Source organism: Algoriphagus sp. NBT04N3 (genome assembly GCF_019443765.1).
Taxonomy (GTDB): Bacteria; Bacteroidota; Bacteroidia; order Cytophagales; family Cyclobacteriaceae; genus Algoriphagus; species Algoriphagus ornithinivorans.
This window is the reverse complement of record NZ_CP048415.1, coordinates 2,547,953-2,574,753: the sequence shown is the minus strand read 5'-3', so window position 1 is coordinate 2,574,753 and position 26,801 is coordinate 2,547,953. Positions and strand designations below refer to the sequence as shown.

Sequence of the window (26,801 nt, the reverse complement as noted above, 5' to 3'; positions counted from 1 at the left end):
TGCTCAAATTGTATTGATCTATGTAAAATAGGAAAGGATCATTTCTTAATATACTAGAAATGGTTTAAAGCTTCAATTTGAAACCTTGATAAAGTCCAATTATGAGAATGATATTTTGATGAATACTTGATAATCAGATTATAGATGCGGTCTTTTAGCTTGGACAGTACTTATGCAAGTGGAAGTTTGATATGGGTGAGTTTATTTTTTTGATACCTTATATGAAAGTGATAAATATGAGTAAAATCAGTCCTTTTGCGTAAATATTCAGTTCTCTGCTGAGAATGAATTTTTTAACTTATGCTTCAATAAAAAGTGCAAAGATTCATAGTTTTTATCTATCGAAATTTTATTTCCATAAGAAAAAAATAAGCTATCTTCGATTTCGAAAAACAGAATTTCAATTTTAAATCCAATTAATAACATGTCAGACAAAGATTTAAATCCTAATGGCCCAAGAAGTTATGATATGAATGAAGGAGGCGATATCAGCAAGTGCCCATTTCACAATGGTGAGATGAAGCAAGTGGCTGGTGGAGGTACTTCCAATCGTGACTGGTGGCCAAATCAGTTGAAGATGAATATCCTCAGACAGCATTCTTCCAAATCCAATCCAATGGATCCGGATTTTAACTATGCAGAAGAGTTTAAATCCTTGGATTTGAAAGAGGTAAAAGCGGATATTGAAAAAGCATTGACTACTTCTCAGGACTGGTGGCCGGCAGATTATGGGCACTATGGTCCATTCATTATCCGTATGGCTTGGCACAGTGCGGGTACTTATAGAGTTACCGATGGCCGTGGTGGTGGAGGAACGGGAACTCAGCGTTTTGCTCCCTTAAACAGCTGGCCTGATAATGCTAACTTAGACAAAGCACGTTTGTTGCTTTGGCCTGTAAAGCAGAAATATGGTAAAAAATTATCCTGGGCCGACTTAATGATTCTTGCCGGGAACGTGGCATTGGAATCCATGGGACTAAAAACTTTTGGTTTTGGAGGAGGTCGTGAGGACGTATGGGAGCCAGAAGAGGATGTATACTGGGGTTCTGAAACTGAGTGGTTGGGAGATAAGCGATATACTGGTGACAGAGAGCTTGAGAATCCACTTGGAGCGGTTCAAATGGGATTAATCTACGTGAACCCAGAAGGACCTAATGGAAAGCCAGATCCTGTTGCAGCTGCCAGAGATATTCGTGAGACTTTCGGCCGTATGGCAATGAATGATTATGAAACTGTTGCCCTGATTGCGGGAGGGCATACTTTTGGTAAAACTCACGGAGCTGCCGATCCGACCAAATATGTGGGAAGAGAGCCTGCGGGAGCTTCCATCGAAGAGATGAGTACTGGCTGGAAAAATACCTATGGAAAAGGTCACTCTGAGCATACCATTACTTCCGGCTTGGAAGGTGCTTGGACTACTACTCCGGCGCAATGGAGTCATGACTATTTCAAACATTTGTTTGAATATGAGTGGGAATTAGACAAAAGCCCGGCTGGTGCCCACCAGTGGAAACCAAAAAATGGTGCTGGAGCAGGAACTGTACCTGATGCACATAATCCAGAAGTGAAGCATGCTCCATTTATGCTGACCACTGATTTGGCTTTGAGAATGGATCCGGATTATGAAAAAGTATCCAGACATTTTTACGAAAACCCAGAGGAGTTTGCCGACGCATTCGCAAGAGCTTGGTTTAAGTTGACTCATAGAGATATGGGTCCAAAGTCACTTTACTTAGGGCCTGAAGTCCCTGCTGAAGATTTGATCTGGCAAGATCCTATTCCTGCTGTTGACTTTGAATTGGTAGATGAAAAAGATATTGCAGGTTTAAAAGCGAATATTCTTGCTTCAGGCTTGACAGTTTCTGAGTTGGTATCTACCGCTTGGGCTTCTGCCGCTACTTACCGTAATTCTGATAAAAGAGGAGGAGCCAATGGTGCTCATATCAGGTTGGAGCCTTGCAAAAACTGGGAAGTAAATAATCCTGCTCAGTTGGAGAAAGTCTTGGGAACTCTAGGCAGTATTCAGGAAGAATTCAATAGCACTGCAGGTGGAAATAAAAAAATCTCCATGGCTGACTTGATCGTTTTGGCAGGCTCCGCAGGTGTTGAAAAAGCTGCCAAAGATGCAGGGTTTGAATTGACAGTTCCGTTTACACCGGGTAGAAATGATGCTTCTCAGGAAGAAACTGAAGTTGATTCTTGGGCCTTCTTGGAGCCAAGAGCCGATGGATTCAGAAATTATATCAGCAAAATTTGTCCGGTAAAGGCAGAAGAAATGTTGATCGATAAAGCACAGTTGATGACCTTAACCGCCCCTGAGCTTACTGCTTTGGTAGGTGGAATGAGAGTAATGGGTGCAAACTGGGATGGATCCAAGCATGGGGTGTTTACTCAGACTCCAGGTAAACTGACTAATGATTTCTTTGTGAATTTATTGGATATGAATACTACTTGGAGAGCCACCAATGACACTAATAATGTTTTTGTAGGTTCTGATAGAAATACCGGTGAACCAAAATGGACTGGTACCCGTGCAGACTTGATTTTCGGTTCCAATTCAGAATTGAGAGCAATCGCTGAAGTGTATGGATGCGAGGACGGAAAAGAGAAGTTTGTAAAGGACTTTGTAAAGGCCTGGAATAAAGTAATGAATCTGGATCGATTTGATCTAGCCTAATTTGCTCAAACCTAATAAACCGAAAAGGTGGTCTGGAAACGGATCACCTTTTTTTGATTGAAAATTCTAAAATATGACCTCGGAATTTGTAATTCAAACAAGCAGATTTAGAAGAGATAAATGGCGTAGCCATGGGCGAAAAAATAGCCAGGGGTTTTAACCCTTGGATCAAGTGAGGATAACCACCCCAGCACTGGCCCTATTTTTATTTTTGGAAATAAGCCTTGATGCCAGCAAGACGGGTAATGGTCATTTAAATCTCCAATAGATTCCATTAGCCACAACAATTTTTATTCTCTTGAATAGGAGGGCATTTGACAGTCCCATAGCTACAATAAACGCAACAATCTCCAGGTTTGGGCTTCAAAACGGTATGGCAATTCTCACATTCATAGAAAAACTGACAGGAATCTGTTGGCATAGTTTCTTCTTTTTGATGTCCACAATTAGGACAGGTGAGGGTAGATTCAAGAGTTATACTCATGGCTTTGTCGACTTTAAACTTGCTTTATAACCTGTAGACATTATAGCTCTTTCAATTTCAGAAACTTCTGTTTGGTTTGGGTCAAATTGAATCACCGTATTACCTTGGCTGTAAGAAGTATTGATTTGAATAATACCTGGAAGTTGCTTAACCTTTAGATCCAGATGTTGCTCGCAACCAGAACAGGTCATCCCATCTACAGAAAACTCTACCATCTGAAGGTTTTCCTGATTTGTAAAAAGCTGATTTTCCTGATTATTTTCAGGATAGAATCGGTCTGCGAATAAAGGGAATGCCAATAACAAACATGCAAGTATGGTAATGAGAGTTAGTGATTTTTTGTCTTGTAGAAAATTGAGAGATCCTTCTTCCTCACATTCGCACTCAAGCTGCTTTTTAGGTTTAAGTTTTTGAAACCACGCAAAGCCAAGTACTCCTACAGTGAAAAAAACAAGGAAAGGCCTTAATGGGTCTAACCAAGTGAATGTAGTGGCTAAACTTCCAGCACCTGCAATTAGAGCTAGCAGTGGAGTAATGCAACAAAGTGACGCTGAAAATGCAGTTAAAACACCAATCTTTAAGATCGTTTTCTCTGATTTCATATTGGGTTAATAAATGATTAAGGGAGTGAAGTTAAGATCTTTTTAATACAATAAAGTAGTCAAGAAGAATAATGAAAGGTTCAGGATTTCATTCGATTTTCTTTTTTCAAAGATTATACCCATTTAAAATCATTCCTTCCTTTACAGTCTTTAAATAGGTGATAACTTTTCCATCTTCTCCAACTTCTACCACACGGTAGCTAGGAAATGGGTTTCCCCAAGAACCTCCAAAATGCCCTGACCAAAGAAAAGGTTTCCTATTATAAAGCATTTGTCCATCCACATCGTGATCATGTCCATGAAAAGTAGCTTTCACATTTGAATAACTGGTGACAAGATCTAAAAATGGTTTACAGTCAATTCCGTGTCGGGTCCAATCATTTTGAGATATATGCACAAATACAAAAACGTGGGCTAGTTCAGTATATTTTTCCAGATGGGTGCTCAAAAAGTCTAAATCAGCACAGAGATATTCTCCCTTTTCATTGGAACAATCCAATAGGATGAAGCCATTATCCCCTTTCTTTTCAAATGAAAAATTGCTTGGCTGCCCCATCACTTCCTCAAAGGTTTCGGCGCTAACACGGTCATGATTTCCACGGGTCACATAATGAGGCACTTGAAGCTGGTTATAGACCTTCTTTACCTCAGGTAGCCATTTCGGGTCATCGTGGATTAAATCCCCATTGAATAAAACAAAATCTACCTCATTTTCCTTTTGTATGGCTTCAATTAAATTTTGATGGGATTGCTTAAAATCTGTCTCTGCTTGTCCAAAATGTCCGTCTGATGCGGTGATAAATTTCAATCGGGTCTTTTTCGGGAAGTCCATTTTCCCATAAAGCATAAAAGGCATAGTCATAAGAGAAGTGCCAAACAGGCTGATTTTTTGAAGAAAAGGTCGTCTTTGCATTGACTCAATTTATGGAATTCTGGCCAATCTTGATATCGCATCTAGATTTTTATCCTTTTACTCAATCCAGCCTTCAACTCCGCCTCGTAAGTGTGTTCAGGTGTTGATAAAGACCTAAAATCAAATAATCAGCTTTTAGCATTTTCGATAAGATGGTTATCAAAGTTTTTAGTTCGAATGAGACTCTGAAAAATTTTAGCTCAAAACAAATACTATTTAATTACTGAATTATGAGAATTCCATTACTTACCAGTTTGATGTTGTTGGTCACAGGTTTTGCCCTGGCCCAAAGTCCCGTTAGTGGGTTTATGAAGAAGAAAGGTGAAGGTTCCGTTGTGTTGACCCAGTTTAGGGAGTCTTATGACAGAGTCTTTTTGGTTCCTACCGAAGTAGATGGGGTACCAGTGTTTAATGAAGTAACTATTTCCAGTACTTCACTTTATGGGGAGTTCGGTATTTCTGATCGCTTCAACGTGATTGTGAACCTTCCATATATTAAAAGTGAAGGAAATGCTTCCGAGGCAGTTTTGCAGAATAACGGATTTGAAAATGAAAGATCCGGTATCCAAGACATCAAAATCTATGGTAAGTATAGCTTCTTGTCAAAAGCAGTGGGTACTAACCAATTGGATATCATAGGTTCTGTAGGTATTGAAACTCCACTAGGGAATTATTCAGCGGATGAAGGACTGCAGTCTATCATTGCCATCGGTAATGAGTCCACCAGATTCACAGGTTTTGGTATCGCACAATTTATGACTGACTTTGGTCTATTTGCAACAGGACAATTGGGATACAGCTTAAGAAGCAATCAAGTTCCAAATGCTGTGTTGAGTGAGTTGAAGCTTGGTTATGCAGGTTCTGCATTTTACTTGGATGCTTTTATTTCCAACCAACTATCCAGCAAAGATGGAGTAGACATTTTGGGTGAAGGATTTACAGGTTTCTTCCCAGCTACAAGAGTGAATTTCACAAGAATTGGACTTAACGGATATGTGCCTGTAGCCAAATTTGCAGGGATTGTAGGTGGAGTTAACTCTTACATCGCCGGTAGAAACGTAGGAAAATCAACAGGTTATTACGCTGGTCTAGCATTTTCTTTTTAATCAATCACTTATACAGCTGATACAGTTAACATTCAATTAATTAAAGACATGAAAAATATATTAAATATTAAATCCACATTGATTGCCCTTTTTGCAGTCATCACGTTCACAGCCTGTGAATCAGTTTCATCCTATGAAGATGAAAGCCCATCTATCGCTTTCGTTGCGGTTGCAAATGCTGACTTCAGCGTATTGGAAGCTGCAGCGGTAAGAGGAGGAGTAGCCGGTGTATTGAGTAATTCAAACCCAAATGATCCTTCTGGAGCTTACACGGTTTTCGCACCAACCAATACTGCTTTTGCAAGATTGGGTCTAAATGAGGAAACACTTGGTGTATTGCAGGTTCCATTCTTGACAAATACACTTTTGTATCACGTATCCAATGGCAACTTGCTTTCTTCCAATATAACTGCTGGCGGAATGTCTGCATCAGCTTTGGGACCACAGAGAAGATTTATCCAAAGAGGAGGTGATTTGTATATCAATGGATCAAAGATTCTTGCGACTGACGTAGATGCAAGTAATGGAACAGTCCATGTAATTGACAAAGTAATGATCGCTACTGGTGCGGATATCGTACAGTCTGCCATTGCTCTTCAGTCAGCCAATGTATTTATCAATCCAGAATTGAGCTTCTTGGTGGAGGCAGTAGTTTATGCAGGTCTTGCTGAAGCTTTGACTGCAAGTCCAGGAAGTCCTAAGTTTACTGTCTTTGCACCAACTGATCAAGCTTTCAAAGATTTGGGAGCAGCGCTTGGATTGACCTTCAACCAGCCTTCTGATATCAGACAATTGCCAGCTAATGTGGTTGGTCAGGTATTGTTGAACCACGTTTTTGTAGGTGAGAAATTTACAAGTGAATTGAATGCAGGAAATGTAAGCCCGTTAGGTGGAGATCCATTGACTTTGGGTGCATTTACTGAAGGAACACTAACAGTAAGAGGGGTCGGAAATAACACTCCGGCAAACATGGTGATTCCTGATGTGCAGACAACAAATGGTATTGTACACGTAATTGATAGAGTTCTTTTACCTAATTTGTAAGAACTATTTAGAGTATATAAAAGCCGATCTGATTGAGTTCAGGTCGGCTTTTTTTGTGAATTAATGTATTTGGATAAAAAACCCTAAAGTGAGGCCTCGGGATTACAAATTCCGAGGAGCAGATAAAGAGAAATACAGTTGAAATACAATAGAAATACGCTTTCAGTGAAATATCCCAATAATTGAGGTTTAGGGCCAACTCCATAGGAGCGGAAGATTTTCTAGCTTGGGGTTTTAACCCCTGGATCAATGGAATTAATTAATCCCAGCGCTGGCCCTATTTTTATATTTGGAAATGAGCGATCGTGCCAGCAAAACGGGTAGGGAGGGGTGTCTTTAAATTACTCTACCATCTTCCATTTCGATGGTACGGTCTGTTCCGGCAGCAAATTCTGGATCATGTGTTACAATCAACATGGTTTGCCCAAACTCTTGAGTTAGCTCTTTGAATTTATTATACACGATATCAGAGTTCTTTTTATCCAGATTTCCGGTAGGTTCGTCTCCCATTATCAACAAAGGGTCATTGATCAGGGCTCTGGCAATCGCAACCCTTTGCTTTTGTCCTCCGGAAAGCTGATTGGCTTTTTTCAAAGCATGCTCCTCCATCTCGAAAATTCTAAGTTTTTCCATTGCCCTATGCTCCAATTCTTCTCTCGAAACTTTCCCAAGTTTTAAACCCGGAATCATGATATTCTCCAATGCTGAAAATTCATTCAGGAGATAATGAAACTGAAATACGAATCCAATTTTTTCGTTTCTCAACTTTGCTAAATGATCTGCAGACCTATCTGTCACCAACTGATTATCTATGGATAGTTTTCCCTGATAATCTGTATCCATGGTAGAAAGAATATAGAGCAGTGTTGATTTTCCACAGCCTGACTTACCTACCACGGAGATAAATTCCCCCTTTTTTATTTCAAAACTCACCTTTTTCAATACCTGTGTTTTGGTAGGGTTATAGAAAAACTTATCAATATTTTCTGCTTGTAGAACTGTAGGTCTCATTTTCCTCTAATTATATCCACAGGGTCAACGCTACTCGCTTTTCTGGCTGGAAAGAAGCCTGCCAAATAGGTGGTGATCAAACTGAAAGAACCCCCGATCAGGTAATACTTCGGGTTATAATCTACCGGGAAAGTTTTAATAGTGGGCAAGGCATCTGTTTCAAATGGAACTTGGTCTATTCCGAGGCATGCTAAAAAGCCTAGAATCAATCCAAAAGCACCACCAATCAATCCTATGCTAAGCGCAATAGTGATAAAAATCCTATTGACATCTGTGCCGTTAAACCCTATTGCTTTGAGAATAGCTATCGTATCCAATTTCTCGTAGATCATCATGTTGAGAATATTGTATATCCCAAAACCTGAAACCACCAATAAAGTGATACCCACTGCATAGGAAATCAAAGTTCTGATCTGTGTTCCTGTTTCAAACTGTGCATTGACAGTTTGAATATCATCGGCGTCAATGCCAAAAATTTTCTCCATTTCTTTTGCCATATCAGGAGCCAAGTCCAGATCTTTTAGCTTCACTTGAATATCTGTTACGTAGGAAGGTGATTCGCCCAGCATTTTTTGTACTGTGGTGAGAGAAGCAAAGCTGTTACTGTTATCGAAATCTCCCAGACCGGATTGATAGTAGCCCACAACCTTCAGTTGGATTCTGTTTCCTTGGGCTGTGGTTACTTGAATCACATCCCCAACATCTGCCAACATCCGGTCTGCAGCCCCTTTTCCCAAAATAATGGTATTGGTCTGTGCCAATTCCGAATAATCACCAGATGTGATGTAATCAGTAAAGGCAAATAGCTGAGCTTCTTTTTCCACATCAATCCCATTTACAATTCCAGTGAGATCGATAGTTCCTACATTAAAGAATACTTGGGATGATATTTTCGGGCTTACACCCAAAACTCTTGGATCAGCTTGCAGAGTTTGAATAATTTTTTCTGCATCATGAATGGCTAATCTGCTTGTACTGGGCTTAATGGACCGGATGATATTGAGCGATTCAGAAAATTCCAGTGTTTGGTCTATAGGCTGATTAGGATTTGGCTTGATCTCATTATAAAATCGGATATGAGGTGTTCTATTCAGTACCAATCCGTCCAGCATGGTATTGAGCCCATTCATGAATCCTAATAAGGCCACAAACATGGTGATGCTGAACATGACGCCAACTGCAGCTACTGCCGTTTGCTTGATTCTGGCAAACATCAAGGCTTTTGAAAGCTCTATGATCAAGGACCATTTCATGGTTTGATCAGTTGGGTTTCTTTTCCAATTCCTTCCAATACTTGAGCGAATTGAAAGTTTCTAATGCCAATTTTCACAGGAATTGTATCTCCATCAGAATTGATGACCAATTCATCATTAATGAGGAAGTTTCGTGGTATGACTAGGGAGTTTTCGGCTGTGGCTGTAATAATATTTGCTTCCAAACTCAGGTTAGGGTATAGAACTTTAGGTTCTTTGGTAAAAGTGGCTTCAACCGTAAAGCTTTTGGACTTGCTATCCATCAAAGGAAATATCCTACTAACAATTCCCTGAAAAGTTTCTCCTTTGTAGCTATCCATGGTTACGATCACCTGCTGCCCAATTTCTATTTTTGATATATCATATTCGTCAATTTGAAGCTCCATGAGGAAATGATTTTCACTTCCTAATGTGGCTACCGGAGTCTGGGGATTGACCATTTCTCCCTTTTCTTTGGGAAGCGCATAAACTTTGCCTTTGATTCTGCTTTTCAAGACAAATTCACTTTCCAAAGCTCTGCTGATTGCCAAGCTTTTTGATGCACTTTTGGAATTGAACTCTATTTCTCTTTTCAAGTCTTGATATCGAATAAGAGCTGATTCGTAGGCAGTTTGGGAGTTTTCGAAGCTTAATCTTCGCTGCTCCAAATCCACTGCAGTCCCGATATTCTTTTCCCAAAGGTTTTTCTGCCGTACAAAAAGCATAGAATCATTTTGCATTTTACTCTTTGCAAAATCTATGGTGAGCTGAAGATCTCTCAGTTTGGATTGGTTTTGTTGGTAATCGTCAAAAACCTGTGCCAGTTCAGCATTTTCCCTATTTAGTCTCTCCTGCTCATTATAAATGGCGAGGATAGGGGTTCCTTCTTCGACTAAATCACCTTCCTTTACAAAAATCTCCTGAATAGGGCCAGTGTTATTGGCAAAAGCCTCATATTGGTTTACTGCTTTTATCAAGCCAGAAGCATAAACCGATTCGGTAATGGATGTGAGTTCGGGATAGGTGCTTTCCTGCTCAGAAGGAAAACAGGAGAAAATACTCAGGCTAATTGCTAGGAAAAGAAATACACGAAGGATAAATTTCATCCGTTAGGTCTTTGATTCTTTTCAAATTAAGGAAAGTAGTCCAGCTTTTTTCATGATAAAAATCACCCGGGCCATAAATTTTATAAAAACATTGAGTTTGAAGCTCAGTTAATTAAATCGAATAATTATTCCAATGCAAAAAAAATACAGCCTTTTTCTTCTTGCCTTAATTCTGCAATCCTGTGCTTTCCAGCCAATCAGACGAAGTAAAAATATTACTTATATCTCGGATCAAAACGAGTCGGAATTACCGGCTAAGGACCTGAATATTTTTGCTCCCAGAAAAGGAGAAGATTTACCTGTTTTAATTTTCATTCATGGCGGAAGTTGGAATAAGGGGAAGAAAGAGATTTATGACTTTTTGGGAAGTAGAATGGCCAGGAGAAAAGTGGTGACAGTTATCATCGATTATCCCTTAGCTCCGGATTATCAAGTTCCTGCTATGGAAAAGGCAAGTGCCCTGGCAGTGAAGTGGGTCTTTGAAAATATTTCAAAATACAGAGGAGATCCGGATCAAATTTATATTTCAGGACATTCTGCGGGAGGTCATTTAGCGGCTTTGGTAGCCATTAAAGAAGAACCCTTTCAGGAATTAGGCTTAAAAAACCCATTAAAAGGAGCCATTTTAAATGATCCTGCTGGGTTGGATTGGTTTTGGTTTTTAAGCGAAATGAAAGGGAGACCCAAAGGAACTGAAAATTATGATGCCTTTACAGATGATCCAGAAATTTGGAAAGCTTATTCTCCGATTTATTTTTTGGAGGGAAATGAAATACCCATCATGATTTTGGAAGGAGAGGAGACATACCCGGGCATCCGGCTGACCGTGGAGCGGTTTCGTAGAGCTGCTGAGCAAAAAGGGACCGATTTAACTTACTCCTTTTACCCAAAAACCAAGCACATTCCCATGATTACTCAGTTTTTTTGGACTTGGAGTAAGGGATATGAGGATATTTTGGACTTCATCAATTCTCAATCAAGTCTTCGGACGAGCTCTTCCGGAGTTAGCACCGGCAAATAGGTATTAGATAACTTTAAAAAATCTCTGTCGGAGGTGACTATAGCATCGATTTGATTTGATAATGAGATTTGATAAAAAATAGCATCTTCGATATCTTTAGAATCCATCCTAAGAGCATTAAGTATATCTTTTTCATCTCCATCCAAAAAATGAAACATAGGAACAATAATGGTTAATATTTCTCTGGTTTTGTTATAATCAAGGTACTTAAGAAGGAAGTAGGAGACTGTTTGAATTAACCCAGTTGTTACATAGCCTTTGATTTTTCCGCTTTCTAGAGCAAAAGTAAGTTTGTTGAAAATTCCGGGATCTTTTGTTCTTTTTATGGCTATGTCCAGTACTACGTTAACGTCAAAAAAGATCTTCATACCCTAATTTTTTTGCCTTAGCCTTGTAGTATTCTTCTTTGTAATCAAAATTTTCAGGGAAATCGAATTTAGGTAATGACTGCATGTATTCCACCAGCGACATTCCTTCGGGCAATCCGGTTTTGCGACTAATGAGTTTTTCGAAATGCTCTTCCACTAGGCTGGAAATACTTTTCTCCTCTTTGTCTGCATACCGCTTGATTTTATCAAGCAGCTCTGCATCAATAGTAATATTTAGGCGCTTTTTCATTTGATGCGTATTAATATTTAAATATACGCATTATTTAACTATTCGTTCTATAAGAAGCTGGTTTTAAGATGGATCTACATCGACAATCCATCGTACTGAGCGAAATTCCGGCCTGGATTGTAATTCTTCCAGTATTTCAGCCAGCCTTTCTTTGAAGCTTGTTTGGGTAGCGCCTGACCGATCTAGCTTGATCAAACTTTCAAATTGATATTGATTTTTGATCCTGCCAATTAGGGCTTTTTCTGGGCCTAGAACGATTTTCTTTACTGTAATCTGTGCCATTTCCCGATGAAGTGCATTGGCGGCTTTTTCGGTAGTTTTAAAATCAGAATGCCTGGTGGTAATCTTGACCAGCTTAACATATGGGGGATAATAAAACTTTTTCCTTTCCATCATTTCCTGACGGAAAAACTCATAATAATCTCCCTTAATTACCTTCTCAAAAATATCATTATCGGGATTTCTGGTTTGAATGATTACCTCTCCCTGAGTAGCTCTTCTACCTGCGCGACCTGCAACTTGCGTAATTTGCTGATAAGCTCTTTCGCCAGCTCTGAAATCCGGGAAATTTAAAATCCTATCCCCATCCCAAATCCCGACTACGGTAACTCTTCCAAAGTCCAGTCCTTTGGTGATCATCTGGGTTCCTACTAAAATATCGATCTGACCAGCTCCGAATTCCTCCAATAATCGCTGATACCCATATTTATTTCGGGTAGTATCCAAGTCCATCCGTCCCAACCTGGCTTCCGGGAAAAGCATACTTAAGGATTCTTCTATCCGCTCTGTTCCCATACCCATGGTAGAAAGTTGGGTGCTGGCACATGCCGGGCAGGAGCTGGGAACCTTCTCCTTATAACCGCAATAATGACAGCGCAATTCTTCCGCAAATTGATGGTAGGTTAGGCTGACATCGCATTGCACACATTGACCCGTCCAGCCACAGTCTTCACACTGAATGTATGGCGAGTATCCGCGTCTGTTCTGGAAAATCAGGACTTGTTCATTTTTGCTGAGTGCATCTTGAATTTTTTCTCTCATCAAGCGGGTTGAATCCAGCTTCAAGAGATTTTTTTTACGGTCTGCACTCAGATTGGCGAGATGATATTGTGGGAGTTGAGCTTCTCCATAGCGCTGATGCAACTGCACATAGCCGTATTTTTCCTGAAGTGCATTGAAATAAGATTCAAAAGATGGAGTAGCAGAACCCAACAGCGTTTTGGCTTGATGAAAATAAGCCAGCATAATGGCGGAATCCCTAGCCTGAAATCTAGGTGCTGGATCAAATTGCTTGAAACTGGATTCATGCTCCTCATCGACAATAATTAAACCCAGGGAATCAAATGGGAGAAAAATGGAGGAACGAACCCCCACTACAAATGAGAACCGGCCTGAAAGAACTCCGTTCCAAACTTCCACACGTTCATTATCTGAATATTTGGAATGATAGACTCCCATCTTCGAACCAAAGACTTGCTGTAATCTGCTGACTATTTGAGTTGTCAGGGCAATTTCAGGAAGCAGCATAAGTACCTGCGAACCACTTTCCAAAACTTCCTGAATTAGTCTGATGTAGATTTCAGTTTTACCGCTTCCTGTAATCCCGTGGAGTAAGACGCATTGCTTCTCCTCAAAATGTTGGTGGATTTCTGCTACCGCTTGCTCCTGTGAATCCGAAAGTTTGGCCGGTTCTTTTTCAGGCTCCATTTCTTCGATGCGGTTGACTACCACTTTGAAGCTTTCAAAAACACCATTTTTGATCAGGGTTTTCAAAGAGCTTTCGGAATCCCCCTCTTCCAACAAGGTAGCCTTATCAACTCCCTTTTCATTGAGTTTGATGTTTTTGAAAACAGGGACATCCCTAAGGTATTTTAGCAGAATGGACTCCTGTTTGGCTTTTCCTGCCAATCCCTCAAAAACTCCTTCCAATGCTTTTTTATCAGATGCGATTTCTGCTTTGATCCGGACTCTGGTTTCAATTTTTGGGCTGTATTTTTCCTGTACTTTTTCAAAAATCAATACTGCCTCTTTGGCAACCAAACTCTTCAATATGGGATGTATGGTCTTGACGCCAAGAATTTTTTCACAGTCTTCATAGCTCAATTCTGCCTGATTTTCTAAGGCGTCCAGGATTTTATCTTCCCTTTCATCCATAGGATAGGCAGCATTTTCCCGGTCAAAATTTGGGTTTGCCTGAACCTTTGACTCTGAAGATAGGCGCAAGCCTGAAGGCAAAGCCGCATGCATGACTTCACCTATATGGCAGCAATAATAGCTGGCCAGCCAAACCCAAAATCTGATTTGAAGTGGATTTACGGATGGTTGATCATCCAGTACTTCCAAAATAGGCTTGGCATCGTATGCCTGAGGAGGCTTATTATGAACTTTACCAATGATTCCAGTTAGGATCTTTTTTCGGCCAAATTGAACAATTACCCGGGCGCCAATTTGAATTTCGGAAGCCAGATTTTTTGGAATTTTATAAGTGAACATCCTTGGAATGGGCACAGGAAGTATGATATCCGCGAAATTTTTCCCGGATTCCATCATCATATTATCTTCTTCTCCAAAAAGGCTTTGCACTGAATCAGGCTAGATAGGGTAGTTGTGAAATAGTTTCTTCTATGCTTGAGACCGGTTTTTGACAAGTATGGTCAAAGCAGACATAAATTAAGGCATTTCCATCCGAATCAGGCTTTTTATCGGAAAGAATAGGGGCAGTTTCTGTCATGTTTTCTGCCCAAGCTACTATGGTATTCGGTTGATAGCCTCGCTGAATTTCTATAGCCTTTTCATGAGCGCCTTTTCCCAAGATTCCAATTTCAGCAGTAGGAACAAGCGACTCTAATAAAAAAGAGGCCCAATTACAGAGAAACCCGGGTTCTTTTAAAATTAAGCTTTTCATTCCTCCCAGCATTTTGGAAGCGACTTCACCGTATTTCTCTTCATAAGTAAATATCGAAAGTCTGTGTAGGTTTCGGGCCATGACAGAATTGGAGGCAGGAATGACATTGTCAAAGAGTTCTTTTTTGTCTGCAATAAGCTTTTCTGCTTTGGGATTGTTGAAAAAGAAGAATCCATCGCTTTCATCATAAAAAGCCTCTAGACAATAATCGCTTAATTTTTGGGCAAACTCTAAATAGGCTAATTTTCCACTGGCTTCAAATGCCATCAAATTGGCTTTGATCACCTGAGAGTAATCTTCCAAAAATGCGGGAGTGTAGTGATGACCGTTTTTGTAAGATCTATAGAGCAAATCTTTTTGGTAGAGCTTTTCTTTGATGAAATCTAAATTATTCAAAGCGAGCTTCAAGTAATGATGATTGCCAGTTGCATGATATGCTTGGATCAGGCCTGAACTCATTATGGCGTTCCATCCGGATAGAATTTTATCATCTTTGCCTGGAAAAATCCTTTGATTTCGGACCTCAAGCAGGCTGTTTTTAACTTGCTTGATTTTCTTTTTAAAGTCATCTTCTGACATACCAAATTCTGAAGCAATTTGAGAATAGCTTTCAGTTTGGAATAAGATGTTTACCCCATCTTCCCAATTTCCATTGGGTTTGAGATTGTATAATTTATTCAGCCAAGGGAGTTCATCTCCAACCAAATTTGCCAATTCAGCATAGGTCCAAGTATAAAATTTTCCTTCTACTCCTTCGCTATCTGCATCTAGTGCTGCATGAAATCCACCTTCTTCCTCTAGCATTTCCGCTTCAAGCCAGGCGATGGTTTCTTCAACTTTTTCCAAGAAAAAATGATCACCACTAACTTGGTATGCCTTGGCATAAAGCTCAACCAATTGACCATTATCATACAACATCTTTTCGAAATGGGGAGCAAACCATTCTCCATCTACAGAATACCTGGCAAAACCACCTCTCAAATGATCATAAATACCACCCATGCCGATTTTCTTCAGGGTAAAAAAAACTTTTTCCTTCAAGTCTTCATTTTTGGAAAGTAAGGCGTAATCAAGTGTGAAAAGCCAGATGGAAGGCATAGGGAATTTGGGGACACGATTCATTCCTCCCCATTCCATATCAAACTGGGAGCTGAGTTTTAAGCTTATTTCAGCCAAATCATCCGGATCAAAATCAAGTTCTCCTGCTGAAATCCCATATTTTTCGGTTTCTCGTCGGGCTAGACTTTTCCCGAATCCTTCCGCACTTTCAGCCAGCTGATCCTCATGCTTTGAGAAAGCATCTGCGATATTTGCCAAAAGACCCTTCCATTGATGATTCTTGAAATAGGTTCCTCCGTAAAATGGTTTTTGGTTAGGCATCAAAAAAACATTCAATGGCCATCCTCCCTGTAATCCCATGGCCTGAACCGCATCCATATAGATATTATCCAAATCAGGTCGCTCTTCTCGGTCTATCTTGATGCATATAAAGTGCTCATTCATTAAATCTGCGGTGACCTCATCTTCAAAGCTCTCCCTTTCCATCACATGGCACCAATGGCATGCTGAGTAGCCTATGGATACCAAGATGGGCTTGTTCTCTCTCTTAGCTTTTTCCAGTGCTTCTTCTCCCCATGGATACCAGTCTACTGGATTATGAGCGTGTTGGAGAAGATAGGGACTTTGACTATGAATGAGTCGATTCATTGATTTGATAATTTATAGAGAACTCTTTGAGGATTAATTGTATTGAAGATTATTCTTTAATGAAATCCTTGGAGCGTTTTTGAAACAGTTTCGATTTCATTGGAAAAATCAAATTCCTCGTTTAATAGTTCAAGTTTACTTTTTAAGTTCTGTAAGAATTTCTGATGCGATTTGCTTTCAGGATTAAGTGGACGATGAGCAAGTTCACGATTTACCTTTTGAATTTCCTGATAGGTAACTAGCGTTTCACGGGTGAATTGACTTTTTACCCACTTTTCCCAGATGTAGTTTTCGGCTTCTTCTGTCGGGTGGATTCTATCTTCTTTGTAAAATCTATAATCCCTTAGCTCATCCATCATGATTTCATAGGAAGGAAAATAGGAAACCGAATCAAGTTTTCTTTCCAATTCTGAGCAAAGTACTCTCAAGAGGCTTTTACTCAATTGATTTTCAGGGATGCCATCCTTGATATGTCTAACTGGGCTGACTGTTAAAATAATTTTGAGGTCTGGAAAGGCTCTAGAAAAGTTGTCCAAAACATGGAAGAGATCAAGCACCATTCTATCAAGATCTGTGATCTTCTTGTTAAATAAATTTTGAGGCTGTTTGTGACAATTGGCTACAGGTCCAAAGTCCTGATGCTCATAAATCCAGGCAGTACCAAATGTCAGGATTAAATGTGACCCATCTTTGAGATATTGATGGGTTTGTTCGATCTGGTGAGCCCACTTTTCTCTAAGCTCTTCTTTGGATTTCGCATTCAAATCAGAATGACTTGAATAGTGGAAAAATAGATCTTCCCGCTGCAGAATTCCCCCTTCATTTAATTTGTCCTTGAATAGGGCATGATCTAACAATTCCGCCAAGATACTGGGGTGAAAAATGGTACCAAAAGGGTTGACTAGAATATCAAACTTGGCTTCTTTCATCCGCCTTCCCATAGAATCAGCAAAGCAGGAGCCCATACTTAAAATTTTGGACTGATAAGTGATAGGGGAAGGGCTTTCGGGAATCGAAAAATTAGTCATCCATTGCATGCTGTGAAATTACAGAATTGAAGCTTTTTAAGCTTCCTATGGGTCACTTAATTTTCTATATCTACATGTGAATCCGTGGAAAAAAAAGCAGTAATGAAATTCTGACCCTGATGGGATCGAACTTATATAGGTAAGTTCAACTCCTTCAGAGTTGGTGTGGGGAGATGATGGAGCATTCTTTCCACCAGTTTCACTGGCGGTTATTGAGAGGTTTAACCACTTCGTGGTTATTGAAACTGAAAGACCGTTTAATCTTTTTGTAATAACTTTAAGGTGATTAAAATCCTGAAAGGATTTAACCTTATAATAACCACGGGCCTGCCTTTGCCGGTCATAGCCGTCAGGTTAAGGTTTTAAGTATCTCATTTAAGGCTAGTTTTCCTTTTTTCTTTTCTAGGTATAAAATTTTAGGAGCAAATTCTTTGAGTTGATCAAGTAAGGATATCAACTCTTTATGGTTTTTCAAAGCATTGATTAGATGATTTGATATGTTTTGGATCAGCCTGAAGTATTTCCAAACACTGCATAACACCTTGTTCTTTTGTAATACCTGATTTTGTAACCAATTGAAAATATTTAGATTAAGAATAATCCAGATCAACTTTCCATAAAGTTGGCATTCAAACCGATGGATTTTTTTGGTATTAAACTCGTCAATGGTGACCAGCGATTTCCAGGTTTTGAAGATCAGCTCGATTTGCCAACGTAAGGAATATACTTTCCTGATGTCTTTTCCTTTCAGCATCTCAGCGGGAACATTGGTAATCATGATATTTAACCTTGCCCTTGCCTTAAATTTGTCCGAAACCTTGTTTCCCGTAGATTTTGCCTGTTTTGAGGTTTTTCGAGTCTTTTCTCGTAGGTAGTCTCATCGGCAAGCGAAACCACAATCCGAACAGGAACTCTTTCTTTTTTCCCCAGAAAAACAGACATTTCCAGATATTCCAACTTATTTTTTTTGAGCTTCTTGAGGTAGGAGTTGATCTCCACTGGATCTTTTGAGTCCCGTTCTGAATAAATATTAACCTGTGGTGTCAACCGATTGATAAAGTAGGCTTTGGCTGAGTGAATCTTGGAAAGAAATCCCAGGGTACAATAGCCCATGTCTCTGAGAAAAAGATCATTTTCCTGAATATCATGGGTAAAATCGGCTGAGTCAGACTGATCATTCATCACCCCGGAAGTAAGCCTGAGATCAAGACTCTGCCCACTGAGAAAATCATATTCATATTGGACACTGATCATCGAAGAAGAGTGATGAAGCGCCCCTCCGTACCCTTTGTACTTTGCAGAAAAAGAATCTGGGAGGGCAAATTTGGTGGAATCCTTAATCCGAATCCGGTTGAAATGAGTTTTGAGTGCCTGCTTTTCGCCACTATAGCTGATCTTTTGAGTCAAAAGACAGTCAAGACACTTTTTAGAAAGTCGACAGCGGGTGAAGTAAACGGGTCATGAAGCGACTGCTTGGTGATGTTAATCCCGAATTCCTGAAATAGAAAGGAAGCCATATCTAGGAGACTGAAATCTTTCCCCCGTTGATAAGAAAACATGAGGCTCAACAGGAAACCGAAACCATCGAGCTTCGATTTCCTGATCGAATAGCCGGTTTCTTTGGCGAATGAATTGATGGATTTGGGGTTGAAATTTAGGAGAAATTTTTCTTTTAAAATCTGGTCTTTTTTCTGTATAAACCATTGATTTTCTATCTTTTAACCCTCAAAAATCCGTATATTAGAAGAAGAAAAAAGGCGGTAGACCGTGATTCCAACCGCCTTTTTAAACTAAAAAAACATTATACAAATATGAGCAAAAGGAAGAAAGATCCCAATGGGGATCTACGCTTTGTTCATAAATAAACTCACCCACAAGGTTTTAGCTTGCTAAACTGACGGCTATGGCCTTTGCCGGTAGGCAGGTGCAACCCGTGGAACGAAAAAAATATACCGCTAGCTCTTCATGACCCTGAAGGGGTCAAACTTTTTCTAAAGGCTGTTATGAAGATTTTTTCATAATTTTTAAAAAAAGATGAGTTCAACTGTGATTTTTTCCAACTCTTTCAGACTAATAAGTCAAAAGCCATTCAATGAATAAGGATCAAGAATTTGTTCAGCTCATTCAGGAAAACCAGGGACTGATCTATAAGATCACCACTATATATACCCGGGATCGAGAGGAGCAAAATGATCTCTATCAGGAAATTGTCTATCAGACTTGGAAATCTTTTGATCAGTTTAAAAAAGCGTCCAAACCCAGTACCTGGCTTTACAGGGTGGGTATGAATACGGCAATTACGCATCTTAATCAATCCAAGAAAAAGGTGACTGCAGTGCCTTTGGAGGGCTTGAGAGTAGAGATTGCGGATGAAAAAGATCCCATAAAGGAAGAAAAAATAACTCAGCTCTATGCAGAGATCAGAAAACTGAATCTGCTGGACAGAGGGATTGTCTTTCTCTATCTAGAAGGAAAAAACCATGAAGAAATTTCTGAAATCGTGGGAATCAGCATCAGTAATGTAGGTACGCGTATGTCGCGGATAAAGCAGAAATTAAAGCAAGGCGTTCACTCCAATAAAGCATACTAACATGGAATTAGAAGAAATGAAATCGCTTTGGGAGGACCTTAGCGTCAAAGTAGAACAACAGGAAAAAATTCAAAAGGAGATACTCATGGAAATGACTCAAAAAAAATATAGACAAAAAATAGGGCAAGTCGCATTCTCGGAAATATTGGGAAGTGTAATCTGTTTTGCCTGTGCAGGATACTTTATTTATAAGTTTCCTCAGTTACAAAATCCGGTTAATCAGGTATTGATGATCTTAAATATTTTGATTGTCACTATTATACCGGTATTCAGTCTCAAATCAATCTGGAGCTTGAATCAACTGGATCTGGGAGAGAGTGCACCGGTTCGGGTATTGGAAAAGTTTCAAAGAGATAAAAAGCGATTTTGGAAGGTTCAAAAATATGGACTTTACCTATCAGTGATTTTTCTGATCACTATCCTTCCTCCTTTGATGGAGTTGGCAGGAGATCCAAGTATGGTTGAGAGGTCTTGGTATTGGTTGGGATATGTACCAATAGGATTTATATTCTTATTCTTTTTTACTCGTTTTGTGATGAAGAAGTATCAGGCTTCGCTTAAGGATTCAGAGGAAGTTTTGAAAAATTTGGATTGATTGAGGACTCAAAAAACTAGAGTTTTTTTCAATTAGAGTTAGACTAATTAGGGTTTCGACTTTGTGTCAAATGATAGTTATATCTGCTGTCAGGTTGATCTGAGCCGAAGCCCTTTTTTGTACGTTCTATAAATACCGTAGCTTCTGACTTTATTATCCTATTTTCTCCCAAATTCTCAATACCTGTAAATCACCTAAACCATAGTGAGGAGCTATTTGACAAAAGTATCGAAAGGCTTCCTGAAAAGTGGAGTCGGGATTTTGTTGCTTGAATTGGATTAAAAGTTCAGCTGGTAAATTACGATTTTTGATCTCCTCTATTCCTTGGATTGCTTTGGATAAAAAGGGGAATCTACTTTCATAGCCGGAAATTTCGTTTGTAAGCATTTCGAAATTCCCTCCTTTGTAATGATCCCAAAGCTTTCTAAAAAGTAATAAATCCGAATCTGTAAGCAACTGGGCATTTTGAAATTGATCCTGTAAATCCTTTTGAGAAAGATTTGCAAAACTGTAAGGAGACTTCTCATCGGGAAGTACTAGATAGGATTTATGATTTTTTGCAACTAATAAACTGACGGCCTTCCAGAAATTTACTTGACAGAAGCAATCTTCCTCAAACCAAAAATAAACCTCTGACTTATCCGGGATTTTGGAGATTTTCTCGATTTCGGCCTTGGAATAGGTGTCGTAGTTTAGATCGTGATAATCCTCTGAAATGAATTTTTTTCTTGTTTTCCAAAATGATTCCTCTAAATCAGATTCAATCGGACCGTCAATTAAGCATTCTCTGAATATGATCTTTTCACCTATAATGTCCTTCGGAAACTGATCCTTCAATGCATCTCCATTGAGTATGTGGTAAATCATCTGGAAGGATATTTTTCCTTCATAAAATCGTAAGATTTTTTAATCAATTCCCGTAGAACGGATTCATTTATATCTGTCAACTTATTGATATATAAGCAGGAAACACTCATTTTATGTTTTCCTAGTTTGGATAATAACTCATCAAAGTTATTCTCCATGCATCCGAGTAAATAAACTGAAATTGAAGCTTTTCTGGGAGAAAACCCTACAATCAGAAAGTCTCCCTCTCTTCCTGAATCATACTTATAATGATATTGGCCAAAGCCTACTATAGATGGACCCCACATAACCGCTTTTTCACCTGTTACTTCTTCCATCATCTTCTTTAAGGCATAGGCGTCTTCCCTCTTTTTAGGAGATTCTACTGCCTCGATAAACTTGTCCACAGAGGCATCGGTAGCTTGGGTTTTATTTTCAGCCATAATCAGTTCATTAAGTGTTTTTTCAAGAAATCTGCGGTTGCTTGATCTACCCGGATCATGTTTCTCCATTTCATCCAATGATGTGTGTCTCCGGGAATCAATATAGATTCATAGGGCTTATTCAATTCTTCAAATCTTCGAATTAGATCTGTGGTTTGGCTCACATTGACATTTCTGTCATCATCGGAATGAATAAAGAGCACAGGTGAAGTCCAAGTTTCTAAATCTGCGATTGGGGAGGATTTCCATGCAACTTCCAAAGCTTTTTCATAGTCTGGAGCCACTTCATAACCATCCGGTAAATCATACCTTCCGTCCAAGTCATGAACTCCATGGATGTCCACCCCAACCTTAAATAAATCCGAGTCTCTAGCTAAAGCCAAAGCAGTCAAAAATCCGCCATAACTGCCCCCGTAAATCCCTATTTTATCAGGGTCAACTTGCGGTAAAGCTGCCAAAAATTCTCCTCCAGCCTTTACATCCTGATACTCTACAGCTCCCTGATAGTATCCATAAGCAGGCCGATGAAATTCATAGCCATAACCAATTCCTAATCTGAAATTGACTGAAAGGACAACAAAACCTAATTCTGCCAGATATTGGTTGAGTGCATAAGTATTAGAATAATAATCCATGTAGCTCCAGCCTAGAAGCATTTGCCTTTGTGGACCTCCGTGAACAAATACTACTCCTGGCTTTTGAGCAGGTCCCCCGGCTTTTTCAAAAAGCTGTCCATAGACTATCGTGCCATCTGGAGCAGTAAAACTGACCTGTTTGGGTGTAACCAAGCTTGTTTGAGGAAAATCAGAAGGAATCAAATTTTCCTGTAAAACGCGTATTTCCGCTCCCTTTTTTAAGGTGACTAAATGAGGCCTTTGAGCGGTTGCAGAAAAATATGCCAGCGTATTCCCTTGGCCAATGGTAACCGGATAGGCCTCAATTCCAGTTCCTGAAGTTTCCCAATTGAGTTTTTTGCTGAAAAGGTCAACGGAGCCAATATGCCTTCTATCCATATCTTCTTTTTCAGGACCGGTATTAGCCGAAAAGACTAATTTCTTGTTGTCTGGGCTCAGTTTGATTTGTTCCACCATATAATCTCCCGGAGTCAGTAAGGTAGTGGTCCCCGAGTTGATGTCTAAGGAGTATAAGTGTTGCCACCCATCTTGGTAAGACTCGAAAATCAGCTCGTTAGCGTTGGGAAAAGCAAAAAAAGGATAGCGGTAGGATCCTCTCAATGTTTCGGGAGCTTTCCAAAGCATTTTGCCTTCTCCTGAGCTCACATCTGCTATCCAAATTTCCCATGGGACATGTCTTGGTTCCAAAAGAGAAAAGGCTCCTCCTTCACCGCCCAATGTTTTAATAAAAGCTATCTTATTTCCATCCGAAGACCATTTAGGCTGAGAATAGCGATGAAAAGAAGGGGCTATCCAATGTATGGGTGTTTGAGTGTTTTCGAATATGCCTAAAAGCTGATGCCCGCCCCGATTTACGGTAAAGGCTATCTTTTTTCCATCAGGTGAAAATTCCAATGAATTAACAGAACCTTTGACTTCAAATAATTGGGTGGGTTTATCCTTCCCTGAAATATCTGCTTTCCATACTTGGCCATTTTTCAAAAAAACCAATTGTTGCCCTGCTCCTAAAAAGAAATCATCTCCCTCTGTAACGACTGCAGTGGCCTTTGTTTGAAGATTGATTTTCCAGATTTCAACCTTGGGAAGCTTGGGCAAATTTTGTGCATTGACAGTTGAGGAAGCATTGCCACCACCATGGTCGCCTCCTCTTACAAAAACCAACCAATTTCCATCAGGAGTAAATCGAAGACTGCTGATTTCTTGCCCATCATCTTCATTGAAAGAAGTGAGTTTGGTGGGTTTAAAATCTGGGCCTTCAGCGAAATACACATTGCGTTTTCCTTGTTCGTTCATGGCCCAGGCGATCTTTTCACCTGAAGGGGAGGAGGTCAGTTCGGAGGGAAAGCTGAATTTCCCCACTTGTTCCATGCTAAAGTTTTGGGCTTTTGCTAGAAAACAAAAAGTCAGGAATAGAATGAAAGTAAGCGATGTGGTCTTCTTCATGTTAGTATTGGTCGTGGAGGCGATAAAGTATCTTTTGAAGTTCGGTTTTTAATTCGTTGGATGAAATGGTGTAATTGTTAAAAAGACAGGAAAAGTGAAGGATTTTCCCGCTTTTTGTGATCAAATACCCACTGAGGGCATTACTCATGCTGAGAGTTCCTGTTTTAGCATAGATGTAGGGCTCCTGCCCAGGATCGGAAGGATACCAGTTGCGGATTGTGCCTGACTCTCCTCCGGCAGGGAAATAGGCTTTGATTTTTTCCAAAGGAACTTCAGCTCTGATTTTAGCCAAGAGTGCAATAATGGAACGCGGAGTAAACATATTTCGAGCTGAAAGCCCGGAGCCATCGTACCATACCGGTTCATCCGGTAAGTCACCTAATAAATTTTCCTTTGCGTAAGCAATGGCATCCCGAGTGCTTAGTTTATTGCTGAGTTGATCAGAAACCAACAGCAATAATTGCTCTGCTAGAAAATTATCCGAGATTTTCATCATCTGAGCATAAATGCTGTCAGCCGGCGTACTGAGTAATTTTTTTGGCTCTTCGGAAAAGTAGGCTTGGTCTTTTATCAGAGTGATCTTTTTATCTAAAATAGCTGAAAGCATCAAGGCCGTGAGCTCGGCAGAAGTCACAAAAGGGATGTCTCTTTCGAAACTTTTTTGTTCGGGCTTATCAGTAAATTGGTAGGAAAATAAGTTTTGATATCTATCTCTCTTGAAATTGTATCCAGTCCAATTTTCTGTTTTTTGAGCGGAAAGAAAGGGCTTAAACCAGGTTGGATTGATGGTGAAATTAGGATCTCCGATATCATACTTGAAGCGGAGGACATTTCCATAAATTGGAAAGGCTGAGCGCTCTGTGGCATAGTAAGCATTGTACCAATCCCAAGACCATCCTGGGCCAAAAGCATCTACTTGTTCAAAATTGTCCAGGAGATACAGCTCCTTTTTGCTGTTTTTTAAAAAATTAATCGCTTTCTCGTTTTTCAGATCGGGATGCAAAAGACTGGGATCACCGGTTCCCCAAAAAATCAAGGAGTCTCCTTTTTCCAGATAATTGAGGCCATTAATCAAGCTGTCACCCAAAACCGTGTAAGAGGTGTAAAAGGTGAAAAGTTTGGTATTGGAGGCAGGAATGAAATATTTGCCAGAATTGATATCTATCAAGGTTTTGTCCTTGATAGGGTCAACTACCATCATTCCCATATGCCCCTGATTGAAAACCTCAGATTTTTTAATGGAGCAGTTGATCTTCTGAACGGTACATGAACTACCGAGTAGCAGGATTGCGAAAAGAATTTTTTTCATTCTCTTAAAATAAAAAAAAGTCTCCTGCATTTTGGCAGGAGACTTAAAGGTTTACTGTTTAATTATTGATTCCACCAGATTCTATCCAGCAAAGTAACGGAAGGGACATTGTCGCCATTTCTACTGACCTCACTATCTGGATAGGCAAGTCTTCGGATATACTGCCCATTCAAATCTGGGTTTAAATTTTCCGGAAGTGTCATATTCTTATAGCTATAATCAAATCTCCTTGCATCATTCCATGTTTCAGGATGTAGGAATAGAGCTACCCATTTTTCTTTCATGATATCAGCCAAGGTTAAATTGGCGGCACCCATGCTTACACTAGGATCAGCCAAATAAGATGCTTTTTCTGCATCAGCAACACCCAGCATATTCATGTGCGCCTCGATTCCTGCTAAATAGGCCGAATAGGCTCTGGCTCTATCATTCTGTAAAGCAGCTTCCGCTTCAATGAATTTGAGTTCGGCAAAGGTCGCAATCAAAATAGGAGATTGAGTGGAGGTGTAAAACTGACCTGGGATCAAAGTGGATCTAGCACCTTGCTCTGGTGCATTTCCTCTTCCTGCTCCGTTTACTGTACCTACAAATTCCCCTTCGTCAGTGGTTCCGATCATCAATGGCAATCTTGGATCAACCGTAGGATAGGAAGTGCCATCCAGTGCTTCTACAAATTGCTCTGAGATCCATCCACCTAAAAGAAGGTTAGAGTTGTTGATGGCAACCTGAGCCCAAGGATTAAACCTTTGCTCGAAAAAGCTTACGCTTGCATCATCATTTGAAGAAGAAAAGCCTGCATTGACTGCTGCTAACAATTCAGATTCACTGTAGGCAGAAGTGCCTTTGGTATGCAATAAGAATCTTGCTTTTAAAGTATTGCCAAATTTTATCCAATTGGCAACATTGCCTTGATAAATGAAGTCATCATTCCCCATGGAAATGGAAGTTTGGCCTTGGAGGTTTGCAATACCTTCATCCAAGAGATCTAAGACTCTTCCATAGAGTTCTTGATCATCATCATAAGCCGGAGTCACGGTCTCAAAATTGAAACTTTGTGAAAACGGCACATCTCCAAAGAAGTCAACGGTCATTCCCAGATTGAGAGCCATGAGGATTTGAGCAGCTCCTTTATAATGATTTGCTCCATTTTCCTCACTTTTTTTAATGATTACATCCAAATCAGTCATCACATTATAAAGACTGAACCAAGTGCCACTGAAGTCCGAAGGATCCATTATGTCGGATGAACTGCCGGGATTTGGAGATGCTAAGTATTGTACGTAATTACTTGTAGCACTACCGCCCCTGAAAATATTGAGTGCGGTTTCATAAGTACTGTTAGTCATCAAACCTGAGATAGGTGCATCTTCAGGGTTATTAGGATTTTCATTGACATCCAAGAAGGAATCGCAGGCTGAAGCCATCAATACCACGGATGCTAAAATCGCTGATAGTTTATTTTTAAATTTCATCTTTTTCGTGGTTA

At 39.8% G+C, this 26,801-nt stretch carries 23 protein-coding genes and 1 pseudogene; 6 read left to right on the top strand and 18 right to left on the bottom strand.

Going from position 1 to position 26,801, the window contains the following annotated elements:
- Positions 1-424: 424 nt before the first annotated feature.
- The gene (gene katG, locus GYM62_RS11175) at positions 425-2,677 is read left to right on the top strand and encodes a catalase/peroxidase HPI (protein WP_219956449.1); all 2,253 of its coding nucleotides are present in this window, start codon (positions 425-427) and stop codon (positions 2,675-2,677) included.
- A gap of 274 nt (positions 2,678-2,951) precedes the next feature.
- Here the strand turns inward: katG and GYM62_RS21040 are convergent, their stop codons facing one another.
- The 3 genes from GYM62_RS21040 to GYM62_RS11165 all read right to left on the bottom strand — a co-directional run bounded on the left by GYM62_RS21040 (position 2,952) and on the right by GYM62_RS11165 (position 4,676).
- On the bottom strand, positions 2,952-3,161 hold the full coding sequence (locus GYM62_RS21040) for a GDCCVxC domain-containing (seleno)protein (protein WP_255590350.1): 210 nt from the start codon (positions 3,159-3,161) through the stop codon (positions 2,952-2,954).
- Positions 3,158-3,763 (bottom strand): mercuric transport protein MerTP, encoded by a 606-nt coding sequence (gene merTP, locus GYM62_RS11170; RefSeq protein WP_219956448.1) that lies wholly within the window; start codon positions 3,761-3,763, stop codon positions 3,158-3,160. The genes GYM62_RS21040 and merTP overlap by 4 nt, the downstream gene beginning before the upstream one ends.
- Positions 3,764-3,869: 106 nt before the next feature.
- On the bottom strand, positions 3,870-4,676 hold the full coding sequence (locus GYM62_RS11165) for a metallophosphoesterase (RefSeq protein ID WP_255590349.1): 807 nt from the start codon (positions 4,674-4,676) through the stop codon (positions 3,870-3,872).
- A gap of 230 nt (positions 4,677-4,906) precedes the next feature.
- Here GYM62_RS11165 and GYM62_RS11160 point away from each other — a divergent pair, with 230 nt between their 5' ends.
- Positions 4,907-5,782, top strand: a complete 876-nt coding sequence (locus GYM62_RS11160) for a hypothetical protein (protein WP_219956447.1) — start codon at positions 4,907-4,909, stop codon at positions 5,780-5,782.
- Positions 5,783-5,830: 48 nt separating this feature from the next.
- A complete protein-coding gene (locus GYM62_RS11155) occupies positions 5,831-6,826 on the top strand; it encodes a fasciclin domain-containing protein (protein ID WP_219956446.1) in 996 nt (331 codons plus the stop codon).
- Positions 6,827-7,162: 336 nt separating this feature from the next.
- Here GYM62_RS11155 and GYM62_RS11150 read toward each other — a convergent pair whose 3' ends face one another.
- The 3 genes from GYM62_RS11150 to GYM62_RS11140 are packed head-to-tail and all read right to left on the bottom strand — an operon-like array spanning position 7,163 to position 10,175.
- The gene (locus GYM62_RS11150) at positions 7,163-7,837 is read right to left on the bottom strand and encodes an ABC transporter ATP-binding protein (RefSeq protein WP_091655132.1); all 675 of its coding nucleotides are present in this window, start codon (positions 7,835-7,837) and stop codon (positions 7,163-7,165) included.
- Positions 7,834-9,090 carry an ABC transporter permease gene (locus GYM62_RS11145; RefSeq protein ID WP_219956445.1) on the bottom strand — a complete coding sequence of 419 codons (1,257 nt, stop codon included), beginning with the start codon at positions 9,088-9,090 and terminating at the stop codon, positions 7,834-7,836. The genes GYM62_RS11150 and GYM62_RS11145 overlap by 4 nt, the downstream gene beginning before the upstream one ends.
- Positions 9,087-10,175: an efflux RND transporter periplasmic adaptor subunit gene (locus tag GYM62_RS11140; protein ID WP_219956444.1), complete on the bottom strand. Its 1,089-nt coding sequence runs from the start codon at positions 10,173-10,175 to the stop codon at positions 9,087-9,089. Before GYM62_RS11140 ends, GYM62_RS11145 begins: the two co-directional genes overlap by 4 nt.
- 133 nt (positions 10,176-10,308) lie before the next feature.
- On the opposite strand from GYM62_RS11140, the gene GYM62_RS11135 reads away from it, so the two are divergent.
- Positions 10,309-11,196 carry an alpha/beta hydrolase gene (locus tag GYM62_RS11135; protein ID WP_219956443.1) on the top strand — a complete coding sequence of 296 codons (888 nt, stop codon included), beginning with the start codon at positions 10,309-10,311 and terminating at the stop codon, positions 11,194-11,196.
- Here the strand turns inward: GYM62_RS11135 and GYM62_RS11130 are convergent.
- The 7 genes and pseudogenes from GYM62_RS11130 to GYM62_RS11100 form a co-directional block, all read right to left on the bottom strand.
- On the bottom strand, positions 11,148-11,564 hold the full coding sequence (locus GYM62_RS11130) for a PIN domain-containing protein (RefSeq protein WP_219956442.1): 417 nt from the start codon (positions 11,562-11,564) through the stop codon (positions 11,148-11,150). The genes GYM62_RS11135 and GYM62_RS11130 overlap by 49 nt on opposite strands.
- A complete protein-coding gene (locus tag GYM62_RS11125; protein WP_091655137.1) occupies positions 11,548-11,814 on the bottom strand; it encodes a DUF6364 family protein in 267 nt (88 codons plus the stop codon). Before GYM62_RS11125 ends, GYM62_RS11130 begins: the two co-directional genes overlap by 17 nt.
- 63 nt (positions 11,815-11,877) lie before the next feature.
- A complete protein-coding gene (gene priA / locus GYM62_RS11120; RefSeq protein ID WP_255590347.1) occupies positions 11,878-14,397 on the bottom strand; it encodes a primosomal protein N' in 2,520 nt (839 codons plus the stop codon).
- Positions 14,398-14,401: 4 nt separating this feature from the next.
- Complete coding sequence (locus GYM62_RS11115) at positions 14,402-16,426, bottom strand: thioredoxin domain-containing protein (RefSeq protein WP_219956441.1); 2,025 nt, start codon at positions 16,424-16,426, stop codon at positions 14,402-14,404.
- Between the two features lie 56 nt (positions 16,427-16,482).
- Positions 16,483-17,391, bottom strand: a complete 909-nt coding sequence (locus GYM62_RS11110) for a GSCFA domain-containing protein (protein WP_219956440.1) — start codon at positions 17,389-17,391, stop codon at positions 16,483-16,485.
- 412 nt (positions 17,392-17,803) lie between these two features.
- Positions 17,804-18,253 (bottom strand): annotated as a pseudogene (locus GYM62_RS11105) (transposase); the annotation flags it as partial.
- The gene (locus tag GYM62_RS11100; RefSeq protein ID WP_219956439.1) at positions 18,238-18,861 is read right to left on the bottom strand and encodes a transposase; all 624 of its coding nucleotides are present in this window, start codon (positions 18,859-18,861) and stop codon (positions 18,238-18,240) included. The gene GYM62_RS11100 and the pseudogene GYM62_RS11105, both read right to left, overlap by 16 nt.
- Before the next feature lie 685 nt (positions 18,862-19,546).
- On the opposite strand from GYM62_RS11100, the gene GYM62_RS11095 reads away from it, so the two are divergent.
- Together GYM62_RS11095 and GYM62_RS11090 are read left to right on the top strand one after the other, a co-directional pair.
- Positions 19,547-20,044, top strand: a complete 498-nt coding sequence (locus tag GYM62_RS11095; protein ID WP_219956438.1) for an RNA polymerase sigma factor — start codon at positions 19,547-19,549, stop codon at positions 20,042-20,044.
- A gap of 1 nt (position 20,045) precedes the next feature.
- Positions 20,046-20,639 carry a hypothetical protein gene (locus GYM62_RS11090; RefSeq protein ID WP_219956437.1) on the top strand — a complete coding sequence of 198 codons (594 nt, stop codon included), beginning with the start codon at positions 20,046-20,048 and terminating at the stop codon, positions 20,637-20,639.
- A gap of 153 nt (positions 20,640-20,792) precedes the next feature.
- On the opposite strand, the gene GYM62_RS11085 is transcribed toward GYM62_RS11090, so the two are convergent.
- The 5 genes from GYM62_RS11085 to GYM62_RS11065 form a co-directional block, all read right to left on the bottom strand.
- A complete protein-coding gene (locus tag GYM62_RS11085) occupies positions 20,793-21,506 on the bottom strand; it encodes a DUF1835 domain-containing protein (protein ID WP_219956436.1) in 714 nt (237 codons plus the stop codon).
- Positions 21,503-21,928 (bottom strand): DUF1801 domain-containing protein, encoded by a 426-nt coding sequence (locus GYM62_RS11080; RefSeq protein WP_219956435.1) that lies wholly within the window; start codon positions 21,926-21,928, stop codon positions 21,503-21,505. Before GYM62_RS11080 ends, GYM62_RS11085 begins: the two co-directional genes overlap by 4 nt.
- 2 nt (positions 21,929-21,930) lie before the next feature.
- Positions 21,931-24,006 carry a prolyl oligopeptidase family serine peptidase gene (locus GYM62_RS11075; RefSeq protein ID WP_219956434.1) on the bottom strand — a complete coding sequence of 692 codons (2,076 nt, stop codon included), beginning with the start codon at positions 24,004-24,006 and terminating at the stop codon, positions 21,931-21,933.
- Position 24,007: 1 nt separating this feature from the next.
- Complete coding sequence (locus GYM62_RS11070) at positions 24,008-25,315, bottom strand: D-alanyl-D-alanine carboxypeptidase (RefSeq protein ID WP_219956433.1); 1,308 nt, start codon at positions 25,313-25,315, stop codon at positions 24,008-24,010.
- 62 nt (positions 25,316-25,377) lie between these two features.
- Positions 25,378-26,787, bottom strand: a complete 1,410-nt coding sequence (locus GYM62_RS11065; RefSeq protein WP_219956432.1) for a SusD/RagB family nutrient-binding outer membrane lipoprotein — start codon at positions 26,785-26,787, stop codon at positions 25,378-25,380.
- Between the last annotated feature and the right edge of the window lie 14 nt (positions 26,788-26,801).

Coding starts and splice junctions, on each gene's coding strand:
- GYM62_RS21040 (WP_255590350.1), bottom strand. CDS start 3,161: ATGAGTATAACTCTTGAATCTACCCTCACCTGTCCTAATTGTGGACAT.
- GYM62_RS11145 (WP_219956445.1), bottom strand. CDS start 9,090: ATGAAATGGTCCTTGATCATAGAGCTTTCAAAAGCCTTGATGTTTGCC.
- GYM62_RS11085 (WP_219956436.1), bottom strand. CDS start 21,506: ATGATTTACCACATACTCAATGGAGATGCATTGAAGGATCAGTTTCCG.
- GYM62_RS11160 (WP_219956447.1), top strand. CDS start 4,907: ATGAGAATTCCATTACTTACCAGTTTGATGTTGTTGGTCACAGGTTTT.
- GYM62_RS11125 (WP_091655137.1), bottom strand. CDS start 11,814: ATGAAAAAGCGCCTAAATATTACTATTGATGCAGAGCTGCTTGATAAA.
- GYM62_RS11155 (WP_219956446.1), top strand. CDS start 5,831: ATGAAAAATATATTAAATATTAAATCCACATTGATTGCCCTTTTTGCA.
- katG (WP_219956449.1), top strand. CDS start 425: ATGTCAGACAAAGATTTAAATCCTAATGGCCCAAGAAGTTATGATATG.
- GYM62_RS11115 (WP_219956441.1), bottom strand. CDS start 16,426: ATGAATCGACTCATTCATAGTCAAAGTCCCTATCTTCTCCAACACGCT.
- GYM62_RS11095 (WP_219956438.1), top strand. CDS start 19,547: ATGAATAAGGATCAAGAATTTGTTCAGCTCATTCAGGAAAACCAGGGA.
- GYM62_RS11135 (WP_219956443.1), top strand. CDS start 10,309: ATGCAAAAAAAATACAGCCTTTTTCTTCTTGCCTTAATTCTGCAATCC.
- GYM62_RS11110 (WP_219956440.1), bottom strand. CDS start 17,391: ATGGGCTCCTGCTTTGCTGATTCTATGGGAAGGCGGATGAAAGAAGCC.
- GYM62_RS11140 (WP_219956444.1), bottom strand. CDS start 10,175: ATGAAATTTATCCTTCGTGTATTTCTTTTCCTAGCAATTAGCCTGAGT.
- merTP (WP_219956448.1), bottom strand. CDS start 3,763: ATGAAATCAGAGAAAACGATCTTAAAGATTGGTGTTTTAACTGCATTT.
- GYM62_RS11075 (WP_219956434.1), bottom strand. CDS start 24,006: ATGAAGAAGACCACATCGCTTACTTTCATTCTATTCCTGACTTTTTGT.
- GYM62_RS11080 (WP_219956435.1), bottom strand. CDS start 21,928: ATGGCTGAAAATAAAACCCAAGCTACCGATGCCTCTGTGGACAAGTTT.
- GYM62_RS11150 (WP_091655132.1), bottom strand. CDS start 7,837: ATGAGACCTACAGTTCTACAAGCAGAAAATATTGATAAGTTTTTCTAT.
- GYM62_RS11065 (WP_219956432.1), bottom strand. CDS start 26,787: ATGAAATTTAAAAATAAACTATCAGCGATTTTAGCATCCGTGGTATTG.
- GYM62_RS11130 (WP_219956442.1), bottom strand. CDS start 11,564: ATGAAGATCTTTTTTGACGTTAACGTAGTACTGGACATAGCCATAAAA.
- GYM62_RS11070 (WP_219956433.1), bottom strand. CDS start 25,315: ATGAAAAAAATTCTTTTCGCAATCCTGCTACTCGGTAGTTCATGTACC.
- GYM62_RS11090 (WP_219956437.1), top strand. CDS start 20,046: ATGGAATTAGAAGAAATGAAATCGCTTTGGGAGGACCTTAGCGTCAAA.
- GYM62_RS11165 (WP_255590349.1), bottom strand. CDS start 4,676: ATGCAAAGACGACCTTTTCTTCAAAAAATCAGCCTGTTTGGCACTTCT.